Annotated in this window: 13 protein-coding genes; 9 read left to right on the top strand and 4 right to left on the bottom strand. The window is 38.7% G+C overall.

The features are described from left to right. Nucleotide 1: 1 nt before the first annotated feature. The 4 genes from BWI92_RS01560 to BWI92_RS01545 all read right to left on the bottom strand — a co-directional run bounded on the left by BWI92_RS01560 (nt 2) and on the right by BWI92_RS01545 (nt 5,126). Nucleotides 2-436, bottom strand: coding sequence for a GNAT family N-acetyltransferase (locus tag BWI92_RS01560; RefSeq protein WP_095160365.1), 435 nt, complete (start codon nt 434-436; stop codon nt 2-4). A 348-nt stretch (nt 437-784) separates the two neighbouring features. Further along, nucleotides 785-2,101 (bottom strand): Fe-S cluster assembly protein SufD, encoded by a 1,317-nt coding sequence (gene sufD, locus BWI92_RS01555; RefSeq protein ID WP_095160364.1) that lies wholly within the window; start codon nt 2,099-2,101, stop codon nt 785-787. A 76-nt stretch (nt 2,102-2,177) separates the two neighbouring features. Beyond that, complete coding sequence (gene sufC / locus BWI92_RS01550) at nt 2,178-2,945, bottom strand: Fe-S cluster assembly ATPase SufC (RefSeq protein ID WP_095160363.1); 768 nt, start codon at nt 2,943-2,945, stop codon at nt 2,178-2,180. A 675-nt stretch (nt 2,946-3,620) separates the two neighbouring features. Further along, nucleotides 3,621-5,126: a CotH kinase family protein gene (locus tag BWI92_RS01545; protein WP_095160362.1), complete on the bottom strand. Its 1,506-nt coding sequence runs from the start codon at nt 5,124-5,126 to the stop codon at nt 3,621-3,623. 260 nt (nt 5,127-5,386) lie between these two features. Between BWI92_RS01545 and BWI92_RS01540 the strand changes: the two genes are divergently transcribed. From BWI92_RS01540 to ctlX, 9 genes are all read left to right on the top strand, one after another. Then, nucleotides 5,387-6,751, top strand: a complete 1,365-nt coding sequence (locus BWI92_RS01540; protein WP_095160361.1) for an SWIM zinc finger family protein — start codon at nt 5,387-5,389, stop codon at nt 6,749-6,751. Between the two features lie 114 nt (nt 6,752-6,865). Beyond that, nucleotides 6,866-8,335 carry a DUF5691 domain-containing protein gene (locus BWI92_RS01535; RefSeq protein WP_141234667.1) on the top strand — a complete coding sequence of 490 codons (1,470 nt, stop codon included), beginning with the start codon at nt 6,866-6,868 and terminating at the stop codon, nt 8,333-8,335. Between the two features lie 59 nt (nt 8,336-8,394). After that, complete coding sequence (locus BWI92_RS01530; protein WP_095160359.1) at nt 8,395-9,474, top strand: AAA family ATPase; 1,080 nt, start codon at nt 8,395-8,397, stop codon at nt 9,472-9,474. Between the two features lie 61 nt (nt 9,475-9,535). Next, a complete protein-coding gene (locus tag BWI92_RS01525; protein ID WP_095160358.1) occupies nt 9,536-11,803 on the top strand; it encodes a DUF5682 family protein in 2,268 nt (755 codons plus the stop codon). After that, nucleotides 11,800-14,655, top strand: coding sequence for a DUF4132 domain-containing protein (locus tag BWI92_RS01520; RefSeq protein WP_095160357.1), 2,856 nt, complete (start codon nt 11,800-11,802; stop codon nt 14,653-14,655). The genes BWI92_RS01525 and BWI92_RS01520 overlap by 4 nt, the downstream gene beginning before the upstream one ends. A 58-nt stretch (nt 14,656-14,713) precedes the next feature. After that, entirely contained in the window at nt 14,714-15,913 is a 1,200-nt protein-coding gene (locus BWI92_RS01515) for a VWA domain-containing protein (protein WP_095160356.1), read from the top strand. 458 nt (nt 15,914-16,371) lie between these two features. Then, nucleotides 16,372-19,917, top strand: coding sequence for a DUF11 domain-containing protein (locus BWI92_RS01510; RefSeq protein WP_176464332.1), 3,546 nt, complete (start codon nt 16,372-16,374; stop codon nt 19,915-19,917). A gap of 1,002 nt (nt 19,918-20,919) precedes the next feature. Continuing rightward, nucleotides 20,920-22,353 carry an arginine deiminase family protein gene (locus BWI92_RS01505; RefSeq protein ID WP_095160354.1) on the top strand — a complete coding sequence of 478 codons (1,434 nt, stop codon included), beginning with the start codon at nt 20,920-20,922 and terminating at the stop codon, nt 22,351-22,353. A gap of 177 nt (nt 22,354-22,530) precedes the next feature. After that, nucleotides 22,531-23,460 (top strand): citrulline utilization hydrolase CtlX, encoded by a 930-nt coding sequence (gene ctlX / locus BWI92_RS01500; RefSeq protein WP_095160353.1) that lies wholly within the window; start codon nt 22,531-22,533, stop codon nt 23,458-23,460. Nucleotides 23,461-23,493 lie beyond the last annotated feature (33 nt).

Genomic DNA, 23,493 nt, shown 5'->3' with positions numbered 1-23,493 from the left:
GTTACGTGTTTTTGGGAAGTTCTACAATAAAATGGTGGCTAGCAATTCTAAATTTCTTTTGAAGATACAAACGATGTGCATCGTGGCGTTGATGACCCGAATCGAGGTGAATGGCGTCACAGCCTAGTTCGATAGCATACTGTTTGATAAAATCTAAGAGCTGACTGGCTCGACCTTTTCCACGCGCTTGGGGCAATGTACTGAGGTCGTCGATATAGATAATTTTGCCAGCATAAAACAGATTCATACATCTGAATCCTACGGCTGACCAAATTTCTTGATTTGGTTCTTCGACAAAAGCGATTTGATAGGACTCCTTTTGCATTTGCTCATACATTTCCACAAAACGCTCTACAGTAAGATGTGGTCGTAGCTCGTGTATTACGGGAAAGCATCGAAGCAAATCTTCATGTGATTGAACCAGTTTGATTTGCATAGTACCTAAAAAAGTAGGAGTTATGAATTAGTGTTGAATTATGAGTTGTGAAGGTAAAATTTTAATTATCAATATCTTACCTCTTCGTTTGATTAAATCATACTTGGTATAACTACCTGCTTTAAGCAATTAATAACCAACCACTTGCCTCAAAATCAACTTAATTTTTTATCACTACTAAAATAAGAGTGTCGGGGAATAAGTTTTGAATTATGAATGTAGAGTTTGTGAATTATGAATAAAAATCTTTAATCATAAATAATTAAAAACTTACATTTACAACTCATAATTCAACACTCACACCTACTTAATACCCGACACGGTTTTGATTTTTCTTTAAGATCAATCTTACGCTTGATATATTTTTTCAACAATAAGTCCTTCCAAGTATTCTTTAATAGCTGGAATTTCCATTTTGTCGATTACTTCTTGTGCAAATGCTAACATCAACAAAGCACGAGCAGAATCTTTAGAGATACCACGCGCTTGCATATAAAACAAAGCATCATCATTTAATTGACCAGTTGTTGTTCCGTGTGAACACTTCACATCATCTGCCCAAATCTCCAACTGAGGCTTGGTATTCATCGTTGCATCGTTTGAAATCAACACGTTTTTGCAAGATTGGAAGGCATTTGTTTTTTGTGCATCTTGTCTTACATAGATTTTACCGTTGAATACCCCTGTTGACTTATCTTTCAAAATACCTTTATATAATTCGTTTGAGTTCGAATTAGGCTTGGCGTGGTCAACAGCTGTGTGGTTATCTACGTGTTGTTTTCCGTTTGGAATATACAAACCAAACATGTTAGCTTCAGCGTACTCTCCATCAATTTTGATATTGAGGTTGTTACGCACAAAACCACCATTAGCAGTAACAGTGTTTGCCGTAAATACCGAACGACCTTCTTGATATACCGCAGTTGTACCGATGTTATAAGATTGGTCTGTTTCGTTTTGTACTTTGTAATAATGAACGTTTGCTTCTTCTGCTACGTAAACTTCGGTAACAGCATTAGTAAAGGATACATTTTCACCAAAAGAACGAAACGCTTCAGCTACTTTTACCTCAGCACGTTTGCCAGCTACAATCAAGTTACGAGGTTGCGCCGCTACGTTAGTTTCACGAGCATCAGCAATAAAACGCAAGATGATAGGTTGTTCTACTACTTTTTTCTCTGGTACATAAATAAATACACCATTTTTAGCAAAAGCAGTATTTACAGCTGTAAAAGCATTATCAGCTGAATCGGCATATTGGTTGAAATATTTTTCAATCACATCAGCATGCGACTTGATCGCCTCCGCCAATGGAAGAATCACCACCTCGTCTGTAGGGCTTACAATGGTACTTAAAGCTTCGTTGTAAACACCGTTGATAAAATACAAAATATTGCCATCCAAATTTGGAATAGCCATTTGCTCTACATCAGCAGCACTAAAGTCGGAAGGGGCATTAAACGCAAACGATTGGTTTACCAAGTTTTTAACGTTAGAATACTTCCATTCTTCATGCTTGATTGTTGGGAAACCCAATTGATCGAAGGTTTGCAAAGCCTGCTGACGTACCAAATGAATCGGGCTTTTGGCCTCGCCATTCATTTTGCCCTCAGCATCTTTAAAGTCAGCAATTAATTGTGCCTTCAAATCAGTATTACTATTCATTTTGTTCGATGATTTGATAATTGGTAGATTGTTACTTTACTACCTTTGAGTAAAACGCCTCAAAGATTACCGAAAATTAAGCGCTTACTTCAGCAGCGTCAACTTCAGCTTTAATCCAATCGTAACCTCTTTCTTCAAGTTCAAGAGCTAATTCTTTTGTACCTGATTTTACGATTCTACCTTTATATAATACGTGTACGTAGTCTGGAACGATATAGTCCAACAAACGTTGGTAGTGAGTTACTACGATAGTTGCGTTGTCTGGTGATTTCAATTTGTTTACACCTTCTGCTACAATACGAAGCGCATCGATATCCAAACCTGAGTCAGTTTCGTCAAGGATTGCTAATTTCGGCTCTAATACTGCCATTTGGAAAATCTCATTACGTTTTTTCTCTCCACCTGAAAAACCTTCGTTCAACGCACGGTTCAACAAAGACTGGTCGATGTTTACGTAAGACATTTTTTGTTTGAACATTTTCAAAAACTGAACTGCATCCAATGGCTCTTCGCCACGGTACTTTCTGATTTCGTTTACAGCAGTTTTCAAAAAGTTGGTAGTCGAAACACCTGGAATTTCGACAGGGTATTGAAATGCAAGGAAGATACCTTCAGCAGCGCGTTCTTCTGGAGCCAAATCCAAAAGGTCTTTGCCAAAGAAATCTACCGAACCTCCTGTAACTTCATAATCTTCGCGACCTGCCAAAACAGAAGCTAAAGTACTTTTACCCGAACCGTTTGGTCCCATGATAGCGTGAACTTCACCAGCTTTAACTTCTAAATTGATTCCTTTCAGAATTTCTTTTTCACCAATTTTGGCTTGTAAGTTATTTATCTTTAACATTTTCTTGGTAGTGATATTTGACCTATGACAAACGTTCTAGGATTGGCCTCCTCAATCAAAACTTACTGATTATCATTTGAAAGTATTCTTTCATCTGTCAGGAGACAACACCTATTTAATTTAGGCACAAAATTAATTATTGGATTTTTCAAATACTATACTTTATTTAGAACAACTCTAAACAAATTGAAAAAGTTTATATTTATCCACATTTTTCTCAAAAAAAATGACGAAAGTCAGTGATTTTTTTCTGGATTTTTTAAGACTGGCTTTGGGCGGGGGATGAGTGACACAGGGACAGAGGCTCGAAGGGGCAAAGGGACAGAGGCACAAAGTGAATGTATTGTTCTCTCAAGCAAACTTTGTGCCTGTTCCCACTAAAAAAACACTCTGTGCCTTTGTGCCTGTTCACTTTACTACTAAAAAAACACTCTGTACCTCTGTGCCTGTTCACTTTACCACTAAAAAAATACTGTGTCTCTGTGCCTGTTCACCTTACTACTAAAAAAACACTTTGTGCCTTTGTGCCCGTTCACTTTGCCCCTATTTATTCAACCACCACTTTTATCCTATCCACAGGTATTCCACCGAGGCGATAGTCGAGGATATAAACTCCTTGGGGAAATTGTCGATTCAATGGTACTTGATATTCTCCCACAGATTGATTTTGGTTGACTACCTCATGTACTTTTTTCCTGACAAATCATAAAGATTGATTTCTACTTGCCCCCTTGTCATAACTTCATATCTAACCTGACTGTTTGAAACTGCTGGGTTTGGGAAAATGGTCAGACTTCTTTTAGGTTCAAAAAACTCTTCAATACCTAAAACTAGCGACTTACTTTGAAACTGCCCATCTAGCCACAAACATCTTGAACGAATCCACTCTTTCATAAAATTTAATTCATCCTGAAAAGTCGTACCAACGTAATAGTTAGGCCAAACTTTTGTTCCTAAAACCCCTGGCCATCTCTTAAAATTACGTGCTACCGCAGGAGCTATAATCGTAGACGTTGAATCTATCCATTGATTGATACGTTCTGTAGCCAAAATTGTTTTGCGAAGTTCACCCCAACGGTTTGATGCTTTGGTTCTAAAATCTTCATCTTGCACGAGCTTCGACCACCAAAAAGGAGATAGATAAATGTCGCCAGTGGGAGAAGCCAAAGCGTTGATTTGGTATTGCCAACCTGTAGTTTTATATCCTTCATAATAATCAGCATTGCCATAAGCCAAGTTGTAATCCCAAGCTGGACCCATTTTTAGGCGGGCATCTTTGCTATCTTTATCTTTGTAGAAATAGGTACTGAGTCGATAGCCATCAATATTTTTGGTAAGTTCGGTCAAGATAAAATAGTCTACAAAAGAATCCATATCTATCATATTTCGCCAAGCAGCGTCTTTTTCGAGTGCAGTATTGGCGTAAAGTTCTTTTTCAAAAGTTGTCATCCAGCCTTTGATATAAGTCAACTGTTTGGAGGTCAAATCGGCATATTTGGGATATTCTACCTGAAAAAGTACAATGGGTGTCCCAATCGTATTTTTCCAAGACCAAGCAGGTGAACCGTTGACTTTATCAATTTTAAGAATATACCCACCCGTAAGCGCATCGCCAGTACTGTCAGTCGTTTTGATACTGGAAACATTAACTCGGTTTTTATCTCTTTTGATTTTTTCCATGACTAAATACAAACCATCGTACCTACCATTCAATGTGATTTCGCAATAGCGTGTGCGGGTAGCGTATCTTCCCATACGATTCGAAATATCATAGGTTAGGGCATCTCGCATGAAGGTTTTGTCATTATAACTCGCATTGAGTACCCAATCTGATTCTTCAGCCATTCCTAAAAAAGCTATCTTCTGGCTTTTTCCAGTTGTATCTGCCCAAAGTTCAAAGCCATAAGGTTTCTTTGGAAAAAAATCTTTGGAAGTCGAGCCTCTCAATTCTATACCCAAATAACCATTGTAGCCTGTGGGCGTATCATTAGGTGTATTCACCCGTCCGTTGCCATTATTGATGAGTTGTAAAGTCCCCAAAATCTTAGGTTCATCGGGAATGGTTGCACCATTTTTAGTGGTGATTTTTAAGATGGGCAAATTCGATTGGTCGAGGGTCTGAGCGGGACTAAAATGATGACATAATATACCAATGAAGGTTAGAAACAATAATTTTTTCATAGTTTGAATAGAATAGTAATTCACAAATATAGTCAATATTTTGACCGAATAGTGATAATCTATCCTGAGATAAAATTCTCTATTAAAGCTATTTATTAGTGGAATAAAGTCAACTTTCTTAGGCAAAAACTAGTTTAACAACTAACAAAAACCACTTTTTTTATTTTTATCAAAATTAAAGATGCTATAACATTTGTATTTAACTAAAAAAACAAGCTAAATTTAAAGCCAAACTTTTACCCTAGTGTTGAACTTTATCTATGAACTATTTAACTGACGAGCAAGTTGTACAGCTTGCTCCAGACGCTTCTTCTTTAAAAGCAGGACGAGACTTGTCTCAAGAACGCAAATGGCTCAATTTCCAATCCAATGAAAGGGTCTTGTGGGGAGAGCTTCAAGGGAGTGGCAAAAATCCCTATCAAACTCAAGTTGACCTAAACAATACTGCCTTCAAATGCTCATGTCCGAGTAGAAAATTCCCTTGTAAACATGGTTTGGGACTTTTGTTTTTAGTAGCGCAAAAAGAAGGACAAATCCCTTCAACCATCGAGGAACCTTTATGGGTTAGCGATTGGATGAATAAAAGAAGTGCTAAAACCCATAAAGTAGAAGAGTCCACTGAAGCCGTATCGCCAGAAACCATTGCGGCTCAAGCCGAAAAGCAAGCTCGAGCCAAAGCCAAACGTCAGGAAGAACGTTATTTGAAAGTCCAAAACGGAATGGCAGAATTAGAACTTTGGCTCAAAGACCTCGTGCAAGCAGGGCTATTGACGATTCCTCAAAAAGGTGTACCCTATTTTGAACGCATGGCAGCCCGATTGGTTGACTCGCAAGCTACTGGGTTAGCAGGATTGGTCAAGTCTTTTAATAAGCTTGATTTCGTTAAAAATGACGATTGGCAAAAGAAAGCATTAGAGATTATCTCCAAAATATACTTACTCATTGAATCCTTCAATCGCTTAGATCAACTTCCTCCGCTAGTTCAGGAGGAAGTAAAAGCAAGAATTGGTTGGAATATCCAAACCAAGGATTTATTAGATCGAGAGGATATCGACACTATCAAAGATCACTGGTTAGTTTTAGGTCGACAAACCACTATCGAAGAGGGACTCACCATGCAGAAAAACTGGCTTTGGGGACTTAAAAGTCAGAAAAAAGCTCTAGTACTCAATTTTTCGTTTGGCGGCATGGCAATCGAAACGCCTATTTTGCCTGGCACTATTGCTCACGCGAATTTGGCTTTTTATCCTAGTCATACTCCCTTAAGAGCTACCGTCAAAGACTATATCTCGACTGTAGATTATCTCCCTGAGGCTATCTCTGGAAGCAATTCTTGGGACGATGTTCATGCAAAAGCGGTAGATATTTTAGCACAAAATCCTTGGATAGATACAGTTCCTATGTTGATAGAGCAAGTACGTGTCGTATTTCATCAAGGCAAATACTACCTACAGGATGCAAGTGAGACCATCGTGATGATTGATGCAGCCGTAAATCAAGAGCAAATCTGGAAACTGTTGGCCGTCACAGGTGGCAATGCAGTATCTCTTATGGTGCTATATCAGTTTGATTCTGTTATACCATTGGGCATCGTTCAAAATTATGACTACCTATTATTGGACTAGCTTTCCTATTTTGAACATCGCTTATAAAAATCAACCTTCGACCAACCATATTCTGCTATTCATATGATGTATTGGAGTCACCTAAAAAAAACGGCTTTACTGGGTACAACCAAAATGCCATTACAGCTTGAGCCATTACCCGAACCTATTCGAAAAGCGCTAGCCAATGAAAAAAACATGGAGGATATCTTCCTGAAAGCTTCCAGCATGACGCTTTTGTATGAAAAAGCTGGCACCATGCATGAGAAAGTCACTTTCCCTACTCAGGCTTTTTCTGAAACAGAAACGTCCGAGTATTGTTCCAAGAATATCCATGCCATCTGGAAAGGTTTTTTAAATGAAGAAAAGGTTAATCCTTATTTGGTAGAGTATTTACTGCTCCAATGTACGCAACATCAGTTGATTGTTCAGGACACCTTAATTGTGCCAATTTTGAATAAATTTTTCTCAAAATTCAGATCAAAACTATATCCTATTATTGGTAAAAAAGGACTTTGGCTTACACAATTTAATCCTGACTGGAAAGATAGAGTTCTGGTTGATGATGTTTGGACAGAAGGGAAACCCTCTGCTCGAAAATTATATTTTAGTAAGTTAAGAAAAGAAAAGCCCCAAGAAGCCTTGGCGCTTTTGGACGCTTCATGGAGTTCGGAAACGGGAAAAGACCTAAAGGATTTTCTGCATGAATTCTTTCATCAGTTATCCAATCAAGACCTTGATTTTTTGGACAAAGTATACGAAGAGCTTGCGCAAATCAAAAAGCCCAAAGATATTACTTCAGACACACTTAAGATAATTCTTCGCCTAAAGCTAGGCATTTATGGATGCGACTGGGCCAATAAGGTGGCAGTTCTTATCAAGCCTTTACTTCCCAAATACTTGGAATCTAATGAGAAGAGCAAAGAAGTAGCTGAATTTTGGGAGGAAACCAAGATAAGAGAAAACTTAGGATTAGAGTCTGTAAGTCCCTACAGAGGTATTTCTGATGAACTGTATTGGATTTCTGAAATCTTAACTTACTTACATCCGCAATACCTGATCGACTATTTTGACAATGATATACAAAAGCTTGTTCAAAAGTTTGTCGAGAAACCTGAATCAATATTGCTCAACTCTTTTACCAAAAGCCTGAAGCTAGCAACACCTGAGCAAATTGATATTTTCTTATCAAATTCTGATTTTTCGAAATACGATTGGCTTGATTTAGTTCAATTTCTAAGCTTGGAAAGACAAGAGGCACTTCTGATGAAAAGTGATGCTATTAACCTTACCATACTCAAAGATTTTGTCTTATTAAATCCGCATCAAGCGTATTCTACAAAATTTTCAAAATTCATTTTATCAGTCTTGGCTTCGGTGATTATTCATCCTCAAAACTATTACACATTGATGTATGAGTATGATTTGATGAATGCTTTGGGGAGATGTCTTTCGACTCAGCTACTCAAACAACTTGACAATTATCCAGAACCAATTCAAACTGATGCACATAAAAACATGTGGACGCGCTCGGTGGTAGCTCCACTGAAATCTTCTTTGTATTATAAGGAGATGATTCAATCAGAATTTATACAAAAACTTTAGCTTGTAACAACTCCAAATAAATAGCTCAGTAAACAAGCTTTACACAAACCTTCAACACCATGAACGTATTACGTCAACACGCAGAAGAGCAATTTGCTCATGAATTAGAAGAAATTAGTAAACAAGATAAAAATACTCGTCCGACCAGTTGGAATCTTTCGCCTCAGGCCGTCGTGCAATATTTAATGGGAGGAAAATTACCAAACGGCTTTGAAGTTTCACCCAAATACATCGGTAATCGTCGCTTGATGGAAATTGCCGTAGCCACACTTACCACCGACCGCGCGCTACTATTATATGGTTTGCCTGGTACTGCTAAGTCATGGGTAGCAGAGCATTTGGCGGCAGCTATTTCAGGAAATTCGACATTGCTGGTTCAAGGTACCGCTGGGACTAGTGAAGAGGCAATTCGTTATGGCTGGAACTATGCTAAGTTGTTAGCTGAAGGGCCAAGCGAAAATGCCTTGGTAACAACGCCTATGATGCAGGCCATGCGTACAGGAAAAATCGCCAGAATTGAAGAATTAACACGTATCACGGCTGATGTTCAGGACACTTTAATTACTATTTTATCAGAAAAAACACTTCCAATTCCTGAGCTAAACATGGAAGTTCAAGCGGTAAGAGGATTTAATGTTATTGCCACTGCCAACAACCGTGACAAAGGAGTAAACGAACTGTCTGGCGCCTTAAAACGTCGTTTTAATACAGTGATTTTACCTGTTCCAGAAACGATGAAGGAAGAAGTAGAAATTGTACAACATCGTGTATCTAGTTTACAAAAAGCCTTAGAACTTCCTGCGGAAGCTCCTGCTTTAAAAGAAATTCAAAGAATTGTAACCATTTTCCGTGAGTTGCGCGCTGGCGTAACAGCCGACGGCAAAACCAAAATCAAAACGCCATCAAGTACCATGAGTACCGCCGAAGCCATTTCGGTAGTCAATAACGGACTGGCCTTGGCTGCTCACTTTGGCGATGGTCGCCTCAATGCCGAAGATTTAGCCGCTGGTTTGGTTGGAGCTGTAGTAAAAGACCCGATTCAAGATAAAGTCGTTTGGAATGAATACTTAGAAACAGTCATCAAAACACGAGAAGACTGGAAAGATGTGTATCGTGCTTGTAAAGAGATTGTATTGTAAAATCAGCAATACCTATTCATAACAAACAGAATCCTTAACGCTTAAATCTGCACTCAAAATTATGCCCTTAACAATTTTGGGAATACGACATCATGGGGTAGGTTCGACCCAAAATGTAATCGAAATGTTGGAGCAAATCCAGCCAGATATGGTATTGGTAGAAGGTGCTCCAGAACTAGATTCGATTATTTCTTGGATAGGCAACGAACAGCTTCGTCCTCCTGTGGCTGTACTTGGTTATAACGTAGACGACCCTCAACAGGCGACATTCTACCCTTTTGCGGAGTTTTCACCTGAATGGCAAGCCATCCTTTATGCCAACCAACGCCAAATTCCAGTAAGAATGTTGGATTTACCTTTGGCAATAGGTTTTCAACAAAAAAAGAATGAAAAAGAAAATGAGACAATAGAAGAAGCCGATAGCGAAGAGAAGGAACCTGTAGCTCCTCCGCCCATCCACAAAGACCCTATTGCCTACTTTGCTGAAATAGCGGGTTATGACAATTCGGAGCTATGGTGGGAACATCATTTTGAGCATAACTATATTTCTAACAATGCCAAAGAACATTTTGATGCTGTAATGCTCATGATGTCGGAGCTTCGCCAAGCCAATATCCCATCCGTTTTGGATGAAGAAAATATTGCCCGTGAAGCCTATATGCGTGAGATTATCCGAAAGGCTCAAAACGAACTTTACAGCAATATTGTAGTTGTTTGTGGTGCTTGGCACGCCCCTGCACTTCTTGATGTAAACACCACTGCCAAAGCCGACACAAAGCTCCTTAAGTCTTTACCCAAAACTAAAATCAAAGTAGCTACTACTTGGATTCCATGGACAAACCAGCGTTTATCCATGCACTCAGGATACGGAGCAGGAATTACCTCGCCAGGTTGGTATGACTTTTTGTGGGAAAAAGGTAATAACCCTGATTTTGCGATAGAATGGCTAAGTCACGTGGCAAGACTTTTTCGCAAAAGACAAGTTGATATATCTACTGCTCACGTCATTGAGGCATTTCGTTTAGCCGAAACCTTAACTAGTTTACGTGGACTTTCTAGAATTGGTTTGCTTGAACTCAACGAAGCCACCCAAACCGTCATGTGCATGGGTGATACCATTTTGCTGAGCTTGGTCAAAGATAAACTTATTGTAGCCAATCGCTTGGGCGAAATTCCTGACGAATTACCCAAAGTCCCTCTACAGCTTGACTTTGAAAAACTGGCAAAAAGTAATCGTTTGGCACTGACTGCCGAAAAGAAAGAATATGAATTAGATCTTCGAAAAGAGTTAGACCTCAGTCGAAGTAAGATGATTCATCGCTTGGATATTTTAGAAATCAATTGGGGACAAAAGGTCTACGCCCGTAGCAAAGGAACCTTTAAAGAAGCATGGACTTTGGCTTGGAAGCCCGAAATGTACCTGTCTTTGATTGATAAGGCCGTTTGGGGCAATACCCTCGAAGATGCTTGTACCAAATACCTAATAGATACCAGCCAAAAATCACAAAATATTGGAAAAATTGCCGACAATATCCAAAAAGCAATTCCTGCTGAGCTATTTGTGGCAATTGAATTTTTGCTTAATAAAATCGACGAAGTCGCTGCCATTTCAGCCGATATTTTAGACTTAATGACTGCCCTTAAGCCTATGGTGGAAGTAAGCAGATACGGAAATGTTCGCAAAACAGACTTAGGAGCAATTCGTCTGATAGTGGATAGTCTCCTCACCCGCATCTGTATAGGCTTACCCAATACCTGTTTCGGACTCGATGATGACAACTCAAGAAAAGTATTCGGGCATATCCAACAAGTAAATGAGGCTACCAAGCTCATCGAAAACGACGAACTGACCCAGCTATGGTTTGATACCCTCAAAAAGCTATTGAATAAAGATGGCGTTCATGGTATCATTCAAGGATGTACTTGTCGCCTACTACTCGATGCCCAAGTGATTACTATCAAAGAAACGGCAGAGCGATTTGCTTGGGCCTTGTCACAAGGACAAGAACCCAATTTTTCGGCAGGTTGGCTCGAAGGATTCCTCAAAGGAAGCGGTATGATTTTGATATATGACCATGTCCTTTGGAATCTACTTTACAAATGGGTAGCGGAACTTCCACAGGAATATTTCACAGAGTTGTTGCCTATTTTACGACGTACTTTTTCACACTTTATACCCAATGAGCGTAAGCAACTTGGCGAAAAAGCCAAGGTAGGTACTATGATTCAATCACAAGATTTTACCACTATTAACAAAAACTTTAACCATCAACTCGCCGAAGGTGTACTGCCTATGTTAGACACACTTTTGGGAATTACTAGACTATGAAAAATTTAGAGAGACTAGAAGCTTATATAAAAAATACAAAAGCCTTACCCTTATACACTAAAGAAAAACATGAATTTGATAAAATTCTAAATTATTTGAGTGGTCAAGAAAATAATCTTTCCACCATCTATCTCAATCGTTGGGATATTATACCGCTTGATTCTTTACTTGGAAAAATTGAAGAATGGGATGAATGGGAAGAGATGGTAATGGAAATTATGACACAAAAATCCATTTGGACAATTAATAATCACTATTATTCTGAATCTGGAGGCTTTATCTGGTTTATGAATTGGGCTTCCTCTCAAATTAATAATTCTAGTTATCTCAAAATTGAGAAAGTTATACAAAAGGCTCTTTTTTATGTGAAGGATTTTGGTTCGGTAACTTTTTTTATCTCAAAAAGTATTTCTTTAGTTAATAATAAAGAACCCTCCCTATTCGGGGAATATGTATTGGGACATGTCGATGCAGAAATAGGATCTTTACTAAATGCTTTTCAAAAGAGCTATATCAATTTGGTCGAATTACTAGTAATAAAACGAACCGACCTAGTAGATCAACATCTAAAAACCTTTACAAAACATACCATTTGCTATGAGACTATCTTAAAATACCAGCCAAATAAATACGAGCCTATATTTGAAGAAGAAGTGAATAACGACTCAAATATCGAAACTAAATGGATGCTTTTTCATCTATTATTAGATTATTGTCCTGAAAAATATCAAACGAAAAAAGAACTATTTTATGTAGATATTCTCCATAAAGAGGAGACTAAATTAAAAACATTTAAACGGATTTATTCATCAAGAGATTATAAGCTAGGTAAAACCTTATCTAGCTTAATTTGTAGTTTTCTTCTGGATGTCAACATTGCCAAATACAAAGAATTAATACATAAACATCTTAAAATAATTAATTCTATTCCTTTTGATGTAGTAGAGGTAATTGCTAGTAAACTGAAAGAAGATAGTTTAGATATTTTAATAGAAGCTCTACATCAAGACCCGAACAATCTTCCTTGGAACGAGAAAGATTTTTTCAAAAAATACTTCAAAATCATTGAATCACTTGATTTTCGCTCGCATCAGCAGTATTTCTGGGATCTTAGTAAAAACAAGTCGAAAGAGTTACGCAGATTTGGTGCGGGGCTATTAAGCAAATTAGGTCCTGATGCTATTCCTAATGCTTCTGAACTAACCAAATCTAAAAAGTTGGAAGCCCGACAAATGGGATTTTTGATTTTATCGCTTATCAATACCGATGAATCAAAAGCCATTTTGGTAGATCTTTTGGAACAGGAAAAGAATGATGAGGCTCGTGATATCATTTTGGAATCATTGCGTCACTTAGTTAGCCAACAAAACTCTTTAGCAGAAATTAATACCAAAATAGCCCTTGCTCAAAAAAGAGGAAAGCTCAATACCCCTTTAACACCTTGGCTCGATGAAAAGATACTTCCTCCGCTATATTTCAAAGATGGTTCGCAACTAAGCGTTGAGGCGTTTCGTTTCTTGCATTACCGTATGAGTCGTGCCAAAGAAATCCGCATTGACCTTGAAGCAAAATTGTTGATTGAGCATTTGGATACCGACAAAAACAACGAATATGCCTCTAGTCTACTAGATGCCTATTTTATCAATGGAGCACTGGCTAATTTCAAATTCTGTTTGATACTTGCTAGTATTTTTGGAGATACTACTGTCATCCGTCAATTGCGAAATAAGGTGCAAGAATTTGCCGATAACAATCGCGGTAAAATGGCAGAATATGTCGTAAAGGCATTGGCGCTCAATGGAGGAACAGAGGCCTTGCGTCATGTGGAGTTCTTTTCTAGAAAATATAAAAACAAAAATAAAAACGTCGGCGCTGCTGCAACGGAGTCTTTTTCATTGGTTGCCGAAGAGCTAGGAATCTCTCCATACGACTTAGCTGACCAAATTATTCCTGATTTTGGCTTTGAAGGATTGTTTAAAACCTTTGAAGTCGATGGGCAAGAATATCGTGCTTTTGTCAATCAAGATTTCAAAATCTTATTCTTGAATGAAGATAACAAAACCCTAAAAGCTCTCCCAAAAGGTACGCCTATAGCCTTGCAAGATGAGTTTAAAGAAATAGGCAAGGAAATCAAAGACATTGTAAAATCCCAAACACCTCGTTTGGAACAATACCTCATTATTCAGCGTCAATGGGATACTGAAAAATGGCAGAGCCTTTTCCTAAACAACCCTATCATGTTTGTGTACGCTACGAGACTAATATGGGGCACTTTCAACGAACAAAAACAATTGTTATTTACCTTCAAAGTACAGGAAGACCAAACTTGTATCAACCAAGATGGCGACGAAGTCGAATTCCAAGAAGGACAAATGATACGAATGGTGCACCCACTAATCCTCGAGACCGAGACCATCAACTATTGGTCTGAAGTATTAGAGGATGAAGGTCTATCTCCTGCATTTTTACAACTTAATCGTGCGGTAGTTAATTTTGACCCTGCCGACAATGGAACACTTATTTCCGCAAAGTTTAGCGGTATCCAAATGTCAGGATACACCTTTGTTTCTATGCTTGAAAAAAGAGGATGGTTTAGAGGTTCGGTAGTCGATTCAGGCTTTATCAGCAATTATTACAAAAACTTCGCAGAAGAGGACATTACTGCCATTATCACACAGGAGGGAGAGGTATGTGTGGGTTATTTGGATTCAATTGGTGGCATTGGTAATCTAATGTTTGTGAAATACGGCAGTGTTGACTTTGGAAGTTATACCTATGACGAGCCAGAGCAAACAAACGACCAAGACTCATTCCATTTGAGCAAATCTCCCCTATCATTTACTCAGAAGTAATGGCAGATATGCAGTTTTTTAAAGAGAACGATAGTAGAGTAAACGGAAATTAAGCATTATGACAGACGAAAAAGAATCACTCAGACGCTGGCGACTTATTTTGGGAGGCGATGAAGCCGATGGCACTCAATTTCAACTGTCAGAATTAGACAGTCAAATCGATGATGCGCTCTCTGCTTTATATGACTTTGAAAGAAAACGAAATTTCAATTATGGACAAAATGGTGGCGGTGGTGGATCAGGAGGAAATGGAGGCTCAAGCCCTTCGGTTGCTCGTTGGTTAGGAGATATTCGTAAATATTTTCCTCAATCAGTTGTGCAGGTGATGCAAGGCGATGCCCTAAAACATCCAGAACTTCAGCAAAAACTCATGCTCGAACCTGAGATTTTGGAACAGGCTACCCCAAATGTGCATTTGGTCGCCAGTTTAATGGAACTGGGCAAACTGATTCCTTCCAAGACCAAGGACACCGCTCGCAGAGTGGTGCAACAGGTCGTGGAGGAGTTAATGGATAAACTAGAACAAAAAACCGTACAGGCTATTTCAGGTGCTATCAATCGTAGTGTTCGCAACAAGCGTCCTCGTTACAATGAAATAGATTGGAATACCACAATTAAGAAAAATCTCAAAAACTATTTACCCGAATACAAAACCATTATACCAGAAATCAGGGTAGGATTTGGACGTAAAAATAAACGCTCTCTTAAAGATATCGTCTTATGTCTCGACCAAAGTGGTTCTATGGGTGCCTCAGTTGTTTATTCAGGTATATTTGGCGCAGTGATGGCGTCGTTACCACAAGTAACCACACAAATGGTAGTATTCGACACAGAGGTTGTTGACTTAACAGAAGATTTGAAAGACCCCGTTGAATTGCTCTTCGGAGTACAACTTGGTGGTGGTACAGATATCAACAAAGCTTTAGGGTATTGCCAAGAAATTATCAACAAACCCGACGACACTATTCTTATTATGATTACAGATTTGTATGAAGGAGGTAATCAAGTACAGATGCGCAAACGTATAGTGGAGCTAAGTGAGTCGGGAATTCAAATAATATGTCTGTTAGCCTTAGACGATTCGGGAGCACCCTCTTTTGACAAAGACAATGCTAAGTTTCTATCTACCTTAGGAATTCCTGTATTTGCCTGCACGCCAGATTTATTTCCAGATATGATGGCAGCAGCCATCAATCGACAAGATATGAGTGCATGGGCAAGTCAAAATGACATAGTTTTGAAAGGCTCAAATAGCTAAATAGTTATAACGCCACATGCTTGAAGTGTGGCGTTATACACTAAAAATCAGCGCTTTCACAGATAGAGTTTTTCTCTAAAATCACCCATATATACTATAATATTTGAAGCTCTTTACCATCAAATAATTTCCACAAAAAAAGATACAGCATTATATACTTTGGCACGGTTTTAGAGCGTTTAGTCTAAAATTGCCGCACTTCAATTTCGTACTAATTTTAGTATGCTTATCCTCTATTATCCTCACTCGTTCAAAACTCTTGCGTATAGTCATATTTTAAGCCTCCATGGCATAATTTTTGCTCCTTTTTAGGCAAGCAACCGCCAGTTGTATTTAAAAAATTAAAATTTCCTAAGTAGAAAACATCTCCGCCAACCAAAGAGCAATCTCTCGATTGTGACTTTGACTGTATTTCTATGTGGGCTGTAAAAGGTGTTTAATCAAATTAATTTATGCTCATGAACAAGTTTACCCAAGTAGTTGTGGTACTGTGCATTTCTATGCTCAGTATCTTTCAAACACATGCGCAGGTGAAAACATTGGAGAATAACAAAATCCCAATGGATCCAATCGTTGGAACTGGCGTTACAATCAACTCTTCGCCATCACTTACTGGTGGTGCTTCAAACACTTCAAACGTCGTAAACGGCGATCTTAGTGATTTCTCTACAATAGATTTAACACTCTCTCTTCTAGGTGGAGGTGTTGGTTTAACAGTACAAGATGCGAAACAATATTATCCCGCTGGTAATGTTGTCGGTTTTGTGGTAGCTCCTGGAGCTGGTATTCTCTCAGCTTCTGCATTATCTAACATTTCAATCAAAACTTTCCGTGATGGTACGCTTCAAGAGACAGCCACTGTTTCAGGTGGTTTATTGAATGCTTCTGTATTAGGAGGTAGCATTGGAAAACAAGTTTTAAGTTTCACTACTACAAAAGACTTTGACCAAGTTCAATTGTTTTACAGCGGTGGAATTGTTGGTTTATTCAATAGCTTAAAAGTTTATTATGCTTTTGAAGGTCCTGCTGCAACAACTAATGCAGACTGTTCAACCAAATGGGTGAACGGAGGAACTGGTACTTATAATGTTAGCAAAGGACTTTATTCAACAGGACTTGCTATTTGTGCTTCTGGTGTAAGTAATGAGGCTAATGTTGTGAATGCTAGTACAACAGACTATGCTTCTATGGACGTATTGTTAGCTATCGCTCTTGGTTCTTGTAATAGCTATATTGAAGTAACTTCCCCTACAACGGTACCTGCGGGTTCTGAAGCTGGTTTTGTTGTTTCAGATGGAAACTCTTTAATAAATCTAAGTTTGTTAAGCGCCGTTACCATTGAAACTTATAATGGCACTATCAAACAAGAAAGCATTTCTGGTGGTAGTAGCTTAGTGAAACTTGGTCTATTAGGAAATACAAATACGTATGAGTTGGGTTTCAAAACGACAAAAGCATTCAATAAAATCAGAATCGTATCAACCAGCGGTTTAGTTTCTGTATTAGGTTCTTTGAGAGTTCACTATGCTTATTCAAAACTAGATTCAGATAACGACGGTGTATCAGACTGTTTAGATAAATGTGCTGGTGGAAATGACCTTATGGATACAGATGGTGACGGTATTCCTGATAGTTGTGATGCAAACACAATCAATGTAGCTGTTTCAAAAACAAGTAGCAACAATGGAGCTCCAGTGCCACAAGGTACTCAAGTTACTTACACAATCAAAGCAACAAGAGCAAGCGGATCTGCAGCTGCAACTGGCTTGGAAATTACAGATTTACTTCCAACAGGTGTAACTTATGTTTCTCACTCAGCAGAATCAGGAACAACTTATGATCAAACGACTGGTAAATGGTATATTGGTAGTTTACTAGGTGGCGATAAATTGGTAGCTACACTCACTATTACCGTAACAGCAGTTGCAGAGGGTGTTATCTTTAACACAGCAACTATCACAGCAAAAGATGGTAATACCAACAGCGGTAAAGAGTCTGAAACGGTTTGTATCAGTGTACCTGTAAAACTTTGTTCTAATGAATCGTTAACATTAACGGCACCAACTACTCTTACTTCTTATCAATGGAAAAAAGACGGTGTTGTTATCCCTGGAGCTACTACCAATACACTCACTGTGACTGAAGCTGGTAGCTATACCCTAGATGGAACACTTACAGGTAACTGTCCTACAGGAAACTGTTGTCCTATTATTGTAGAACTTCTTCCAATTCCTGTTTTGGCAGTAACGCCACAACCTGCTAATGGAAATTGTACAGGCTCAACGATTACTTTGGGTGTAACAGGTACTAACACTGCTACTTATGCATGGGCTGGTCCAAACGGATTTACTTCGACGTCAGCTAACCCAACTGTAACAACATCTGCAACATCAATCCACGCTGGTGTATATACCATTACAGGTACATCATCATTGGGTTGTACAGCAACAGCTACAGTTCAGGTAAATGTTAACCCTGTTCCAACAGCAACAGCTAACGCTCCACTTCAAGTTTGTTTGAATGGTACAGCTAATCTTTCTGTAAGCAGTAACCCTGCTGGTGCTAGCTACTCATGGTCAGGTCCTGCAGGATTTACCTCTACAGCAGCAAATCCAACAATTGCATCTGTAACAAGTGCAAATATTGGTACATATTCAGTAAACGTAACTGATATTAATGGTTGTACAGCAACAGCTACCACATCTATTAGCCTATACACTGCTCCTGTAATTACCATTACTCCAACAGCATTGGCTGTCTGTGAGCAATCGCCTATTACTTTGACAGCTTCGGGTGCATCGACTTACTCTTGGACAGGTCCGAACGGATTTACCTCTACTTCGGCAAACCCAACTGTAACAGCAAGTGCTTCGATGACACAACATGCAGGTGTCTATACTGTAACAGGTGTTAGTGGAGATAATTGTAGTGCGACAGCTACTGTAAACGTAATGGTGAATCCTAAACCAATGGTTACTGCAACTACAGTTGTAGCGGTTAACTGTTCGGGTGTACCACTTACTTTAAGTGCAACAACAGACGGAACAAGTCCTACCTATTCTTGGACAGGGCCAAACAGCTTTACTTCGACAGCAGCAAGTCCAGTAGTTTCTGCTAATGCAACAGCTGATATGAGCGGAACTTATACAGTAACAGTAACGGATAGTAAAGGTTGTATTGGTACAGCTTCAGTTGCTGTAACAGTTAACCCTGCTCCTACTACAACAATCACAGGTGGTCCAACTATCACAGTATGTTCTGAGACACCAATTGCCTTTACTTTAAGTGGAAAGCAATCAGGCGAAACTTACGCTTGGTCTGGACCAAACAGCTTTACTTCGACAGTAGCAGAACCAACAGTAACTGCTTCAGCAACTGCTGCTAACCAAGGTGTTTATACTGTAGTAGTAACTAATACATTAGGCTGTAGCCAAACAGCAACAGTTAGTGTAACTGTAAATGCAACTCCTGCAGGTGCTACTTCTACAGCAGAGGTTTGTGCAGGTGGTTCAGTAACATTGACTGCAACAGGCGGTTCGACATACTCATGGGATACTGGTGAAACAACAGCTTCAATCTCTGTTTCTCCAATGTTGTCTACTACGTATCGTGTGACTAAGTCATCAGCTCAAGGATGTTCTATTGTAGATGTATTTAACGTAACAGTAAAAGCAGCTCCAACATTGGCAGGTGCAGTATCTATCTGTAGCGACGCAGGTACGCCAGCAACATCAACAGATGATACTTATACGTTCACATTGAACCCATCGGGGGGTAGTGGTACTACTTATACTGTTTCTGGTTCAGGAATTACAACGGCAACGGCTAACTACGGAGCTCCGTCAAGTCCATTCGGTCCATTCTTAATCAGTGGTGGTGCTAAAACTATTACAATTACTGATGCAAATGGATGTTCGTTGAACAACGTGACTATCACGCCTCCAGCGACATGTTCATCTTGTCCTCAGGTTTGTGTGCCGATTACAATTACAAAAGTGAGATAATATAAATCTTATTTTGCGAGATAAATACAAAAGGGAGCCTGCATTGGGCTCCCTTTTTGTTGTTTGAATAGATAGGGAAGTATGAGTGCTGATTTGTGAGTGATGAGTTTTGAGTGTATTTTTTGATTACTAATATTTTATCTCATTAATTACTTCAACTGAATTTTGCACGACTATGTAAAATACTTTACTAGTTCAAGACTTAGTCTTGGACTTATTTTTTATACAGTTTATAAACTGAAGCGAAAGATAGTCCGAGACTAAGTCTCAAACTAGGCAATAACGCACTTATATTTTGTACGATTACTTAGGTGAAAGTAAATTATGCCATAAACAAAAAGTGTAAAAGTACTTATTTTCCAAAGTCCGATCATGCAAAAAACGGTATGAATAGGCATGGAGAAAACACAAAATGACACATCACTCTCAGGTTATCTGATAGCTACAATTTCAATAAAATAATGAATGGGAGCAATACCTTATAAAGAGAACATTAGAGAAGAAATAAAAAGCAAAAGGGAGTCAAGTCTCGAATTGTAGTAAGGTCAAAAAAACATTCAATACCGTGCAATTAAACCGCCTAATTACTGCTTATTAGAATGCGTCATGAGCAAATGACTAATTACCATTAATACTATCAATCCAAGTAACTTCCCTCCCGTGCCTATATAGATACCTAAACTTACGAAAGAAATTACAATTTGGATTCAGCTTAAGTACTAGAATTTATGGTAAAAAGGACACCTTGAGTGCACCTTTAATTGTATTTTCTACGAATACCCGCTATTATTTTCTTTTACACAGAAAAAACCTCAATTATATAATTTTTATATTTTATGCCCAACTAACGGGCATTCTGAAAATCTATTCAGTTTTGACATGAAAATTTTATTATGTTTTTCTCTTGACTTGACTTTGTGGAAAAAAAATCGTTTATTGCGAAAAATGAGTTTTTTACCATTTTTTACCTAAAAAGCCATAAACTTCAAAGACAATCAAATTATGGAAAAGTCTATCAATGTTTCATCGGAAGTAGGAACGCTAAAGAGGTTATTGATTCATAGCCCAGACAGTGGATTAGGGAAGGTTATTCCTTCAAAAGCTCAAGATTGGCTCTTTGAAGACATAGTGCATCTGGATACGATGCGAAAAGATGAATATGATTTCTACGTAAAAATACTACTTTACTTCCTCGACCCAGCCAAAATCAAAGGTCGATTACAAGAAATCGATGCCGATACCTCCCGAGAATTCTTCAAACCAGAAAGTCCTCATTATTTCAAATCAGATAAAGTAATAGAAGTACAAAGACTTTTAGCAGAAGTCTTAGACAACTCTATTATAAGGACGCGACTTGTAGCTGCCGTTTGTGCGGTTGAACATTGTTCGTTTGCCATTCAAAACACGCTATTGAATTACCCTTCTACAGAATTAGCCAAAACGCTTATCTCAGGCATGACGCCAGAAAAAGAAATGCTTTTTGCGCCTATTCCCAACTTTATCTTTACTCGTGATATTGGGATTACCATCAATAATCATTTATTGCTTAATAAACCAGCCAAAATCGCTCGTACACGTGAGGCTTTGTTGATGCAATACGTTTTCTTCAATCACCAAATTTTTGAAGAAATACGCAGCAATATCATCGAAATACCCGACAACGAACATCAGTTCTTAATGCCCGACGATCAAAAGTCTGATACCATCGCTACACTCGAAGGTGGCGACGTCATGATGGTGGCGCCTAACCACTTATTGATCGGTATTTCGGAAAGAACAACCGTGTATGCTGCCAAACAAGTCATTGAAGCTCTTTTTGAAAAAGATATAGTTGAGAAAATCACCTTGGTAAAAATTCCGAAAAAGCGTGATTATATGCACATCGATACGGTATTTACCCAAGTCAAAAGAAATATTTGGGTACTGCTCGGCTCTCTTGGAAAACAAGCCAAACAAGAAAACGAGATATTCGTAAAAGCTGGTCTAATCAAGGCCAAGGTAAAAGATGAATTGCGTATCATTCAATTCCGCAAGGACGCCAAAGAACCTCGAGTAATTGATTATTTGGAAGATTTATTAACAGAAATTTCTGTGAACGATTTAGGATGCATGCCTCTTGATGTACAATTTGTGTATTCAGGAAATAATGAATTTCCGTACGGTGATCGTGAGCAGTGGACAGATTCTTGTAATTTGTTGGCGCTCAAAGAAGGCGTCGTAATCGGATACGATAGAAACGATAAGACGCTCGAAGCTTTTAAAGCATTAGGCTTTGAAGCCATCAAGGCGGCTGATTTGATTCAAGAATTTGAGAGTGGTCGCAAGTCACCAGAAAATATGCAAAATACCTTTATCCTACTCCCATCAGCAGAATTATCTCGTGCTCGTGGTGGCTCACACTGTATGTCGATGCCAATTCTAAGAGAAGGATTTTAGGTTTTGGCTATCAGCAATGAGCAATAAGCTATCGGAGATTGCTAAAGAAGTAGTAGAAACATCTTTCCTGAATGCCGATAGCTCATTGCCGAAAGCCCGATAGATAATCTTTTTTACATGATAACGGCTACACTATTAACAAATAACTATTTTTCAACAAACAAAACGGTTCAAACTATGCGTTCTCAAACAACTTCAAATATCTTGATGATTCGTCCTGTGCGATTTGGCTTTAATGAACAAACAGCAGAGTCGAATGCCTTTCAGGATAAAGCTTTTGGTCAACAAACCCAAGAAACAGCGCAAACTCAAGCCTTGCAAGAATTTGATGAAATGGTGGCTCGCCTCCGCAAACATGGTGTTAATGTCATTGTGGTAGATGATACGCCAGAGCCGCATACTCCCGATTCTATTTTTCCTAACAACTGGATTTCTTTCCATTATAACGGCACAGTTATCGAATATCCTATGCAGGCTCCTAACCGTCGCTTGGAAAGGCGTCAGGATATTATTGGTCTATTAGAAAAAGATTTTTATATCAATCGAAGAATAGACTTATCTACATTTGAGGAAAAAGGTGAGTTTTTGGAGGGTACAGGCTCTATGGTACTCGACCGTAAATTTAAAATTGCGTATGCTTGTATTTCACCACGAACCTACGAAACTGTACTCAATGAGTTCAGTATTCAGATGAATTACGAAATCGTAAAATTCACGGCAGTAGATGGTGCTGGCAAACAAATCTACCATACTAATGTCTTGATGTGCGTGGGAGATATGTTTGCGGTGATTTGTTTGGACGCTATTCCTGATTTGGACGAACGTCTGAAGGTACGTAACTCGCTCGAAAGCAGCGGAAAACAAGTGATAGAAATCACACTCGACCAAATGAATCAATTTGCAGGCAATATGCTTGAAATTCGTAGCGAAAAAGGAGACCGATATTTAGTAATGTCAGATGCTGCGTATTACTCGCTTACTCAAGCACAAACCAAGATTCTTGGGGATTATTGTACTATTTTACACTTCGATTTAAGCATGATTGAGGGTAACGGAGGTGGTTCGGCGCGTTGTATGATGGCCGAGGTTCATTTACCAATGAAATAGATTTTCGGAACTTTTCGATTACTTTTGTAGTTC

Origin of the sequence: Flectobacillus sp. BAB-3569, from assembly GCF_002270355.1 — a bacterium.
GTDB classification, from domain to species: Bacteria; Bacteroidota; Bacteroidia; order Cytophagales; family Spirosomataceae; genus Flectobacillus; species Flectobacillus roseus.
Note: the sequence above shows the minus strand (reverse complement) of the source record. Positions and strands in the feature narration are given on the sequence as shown.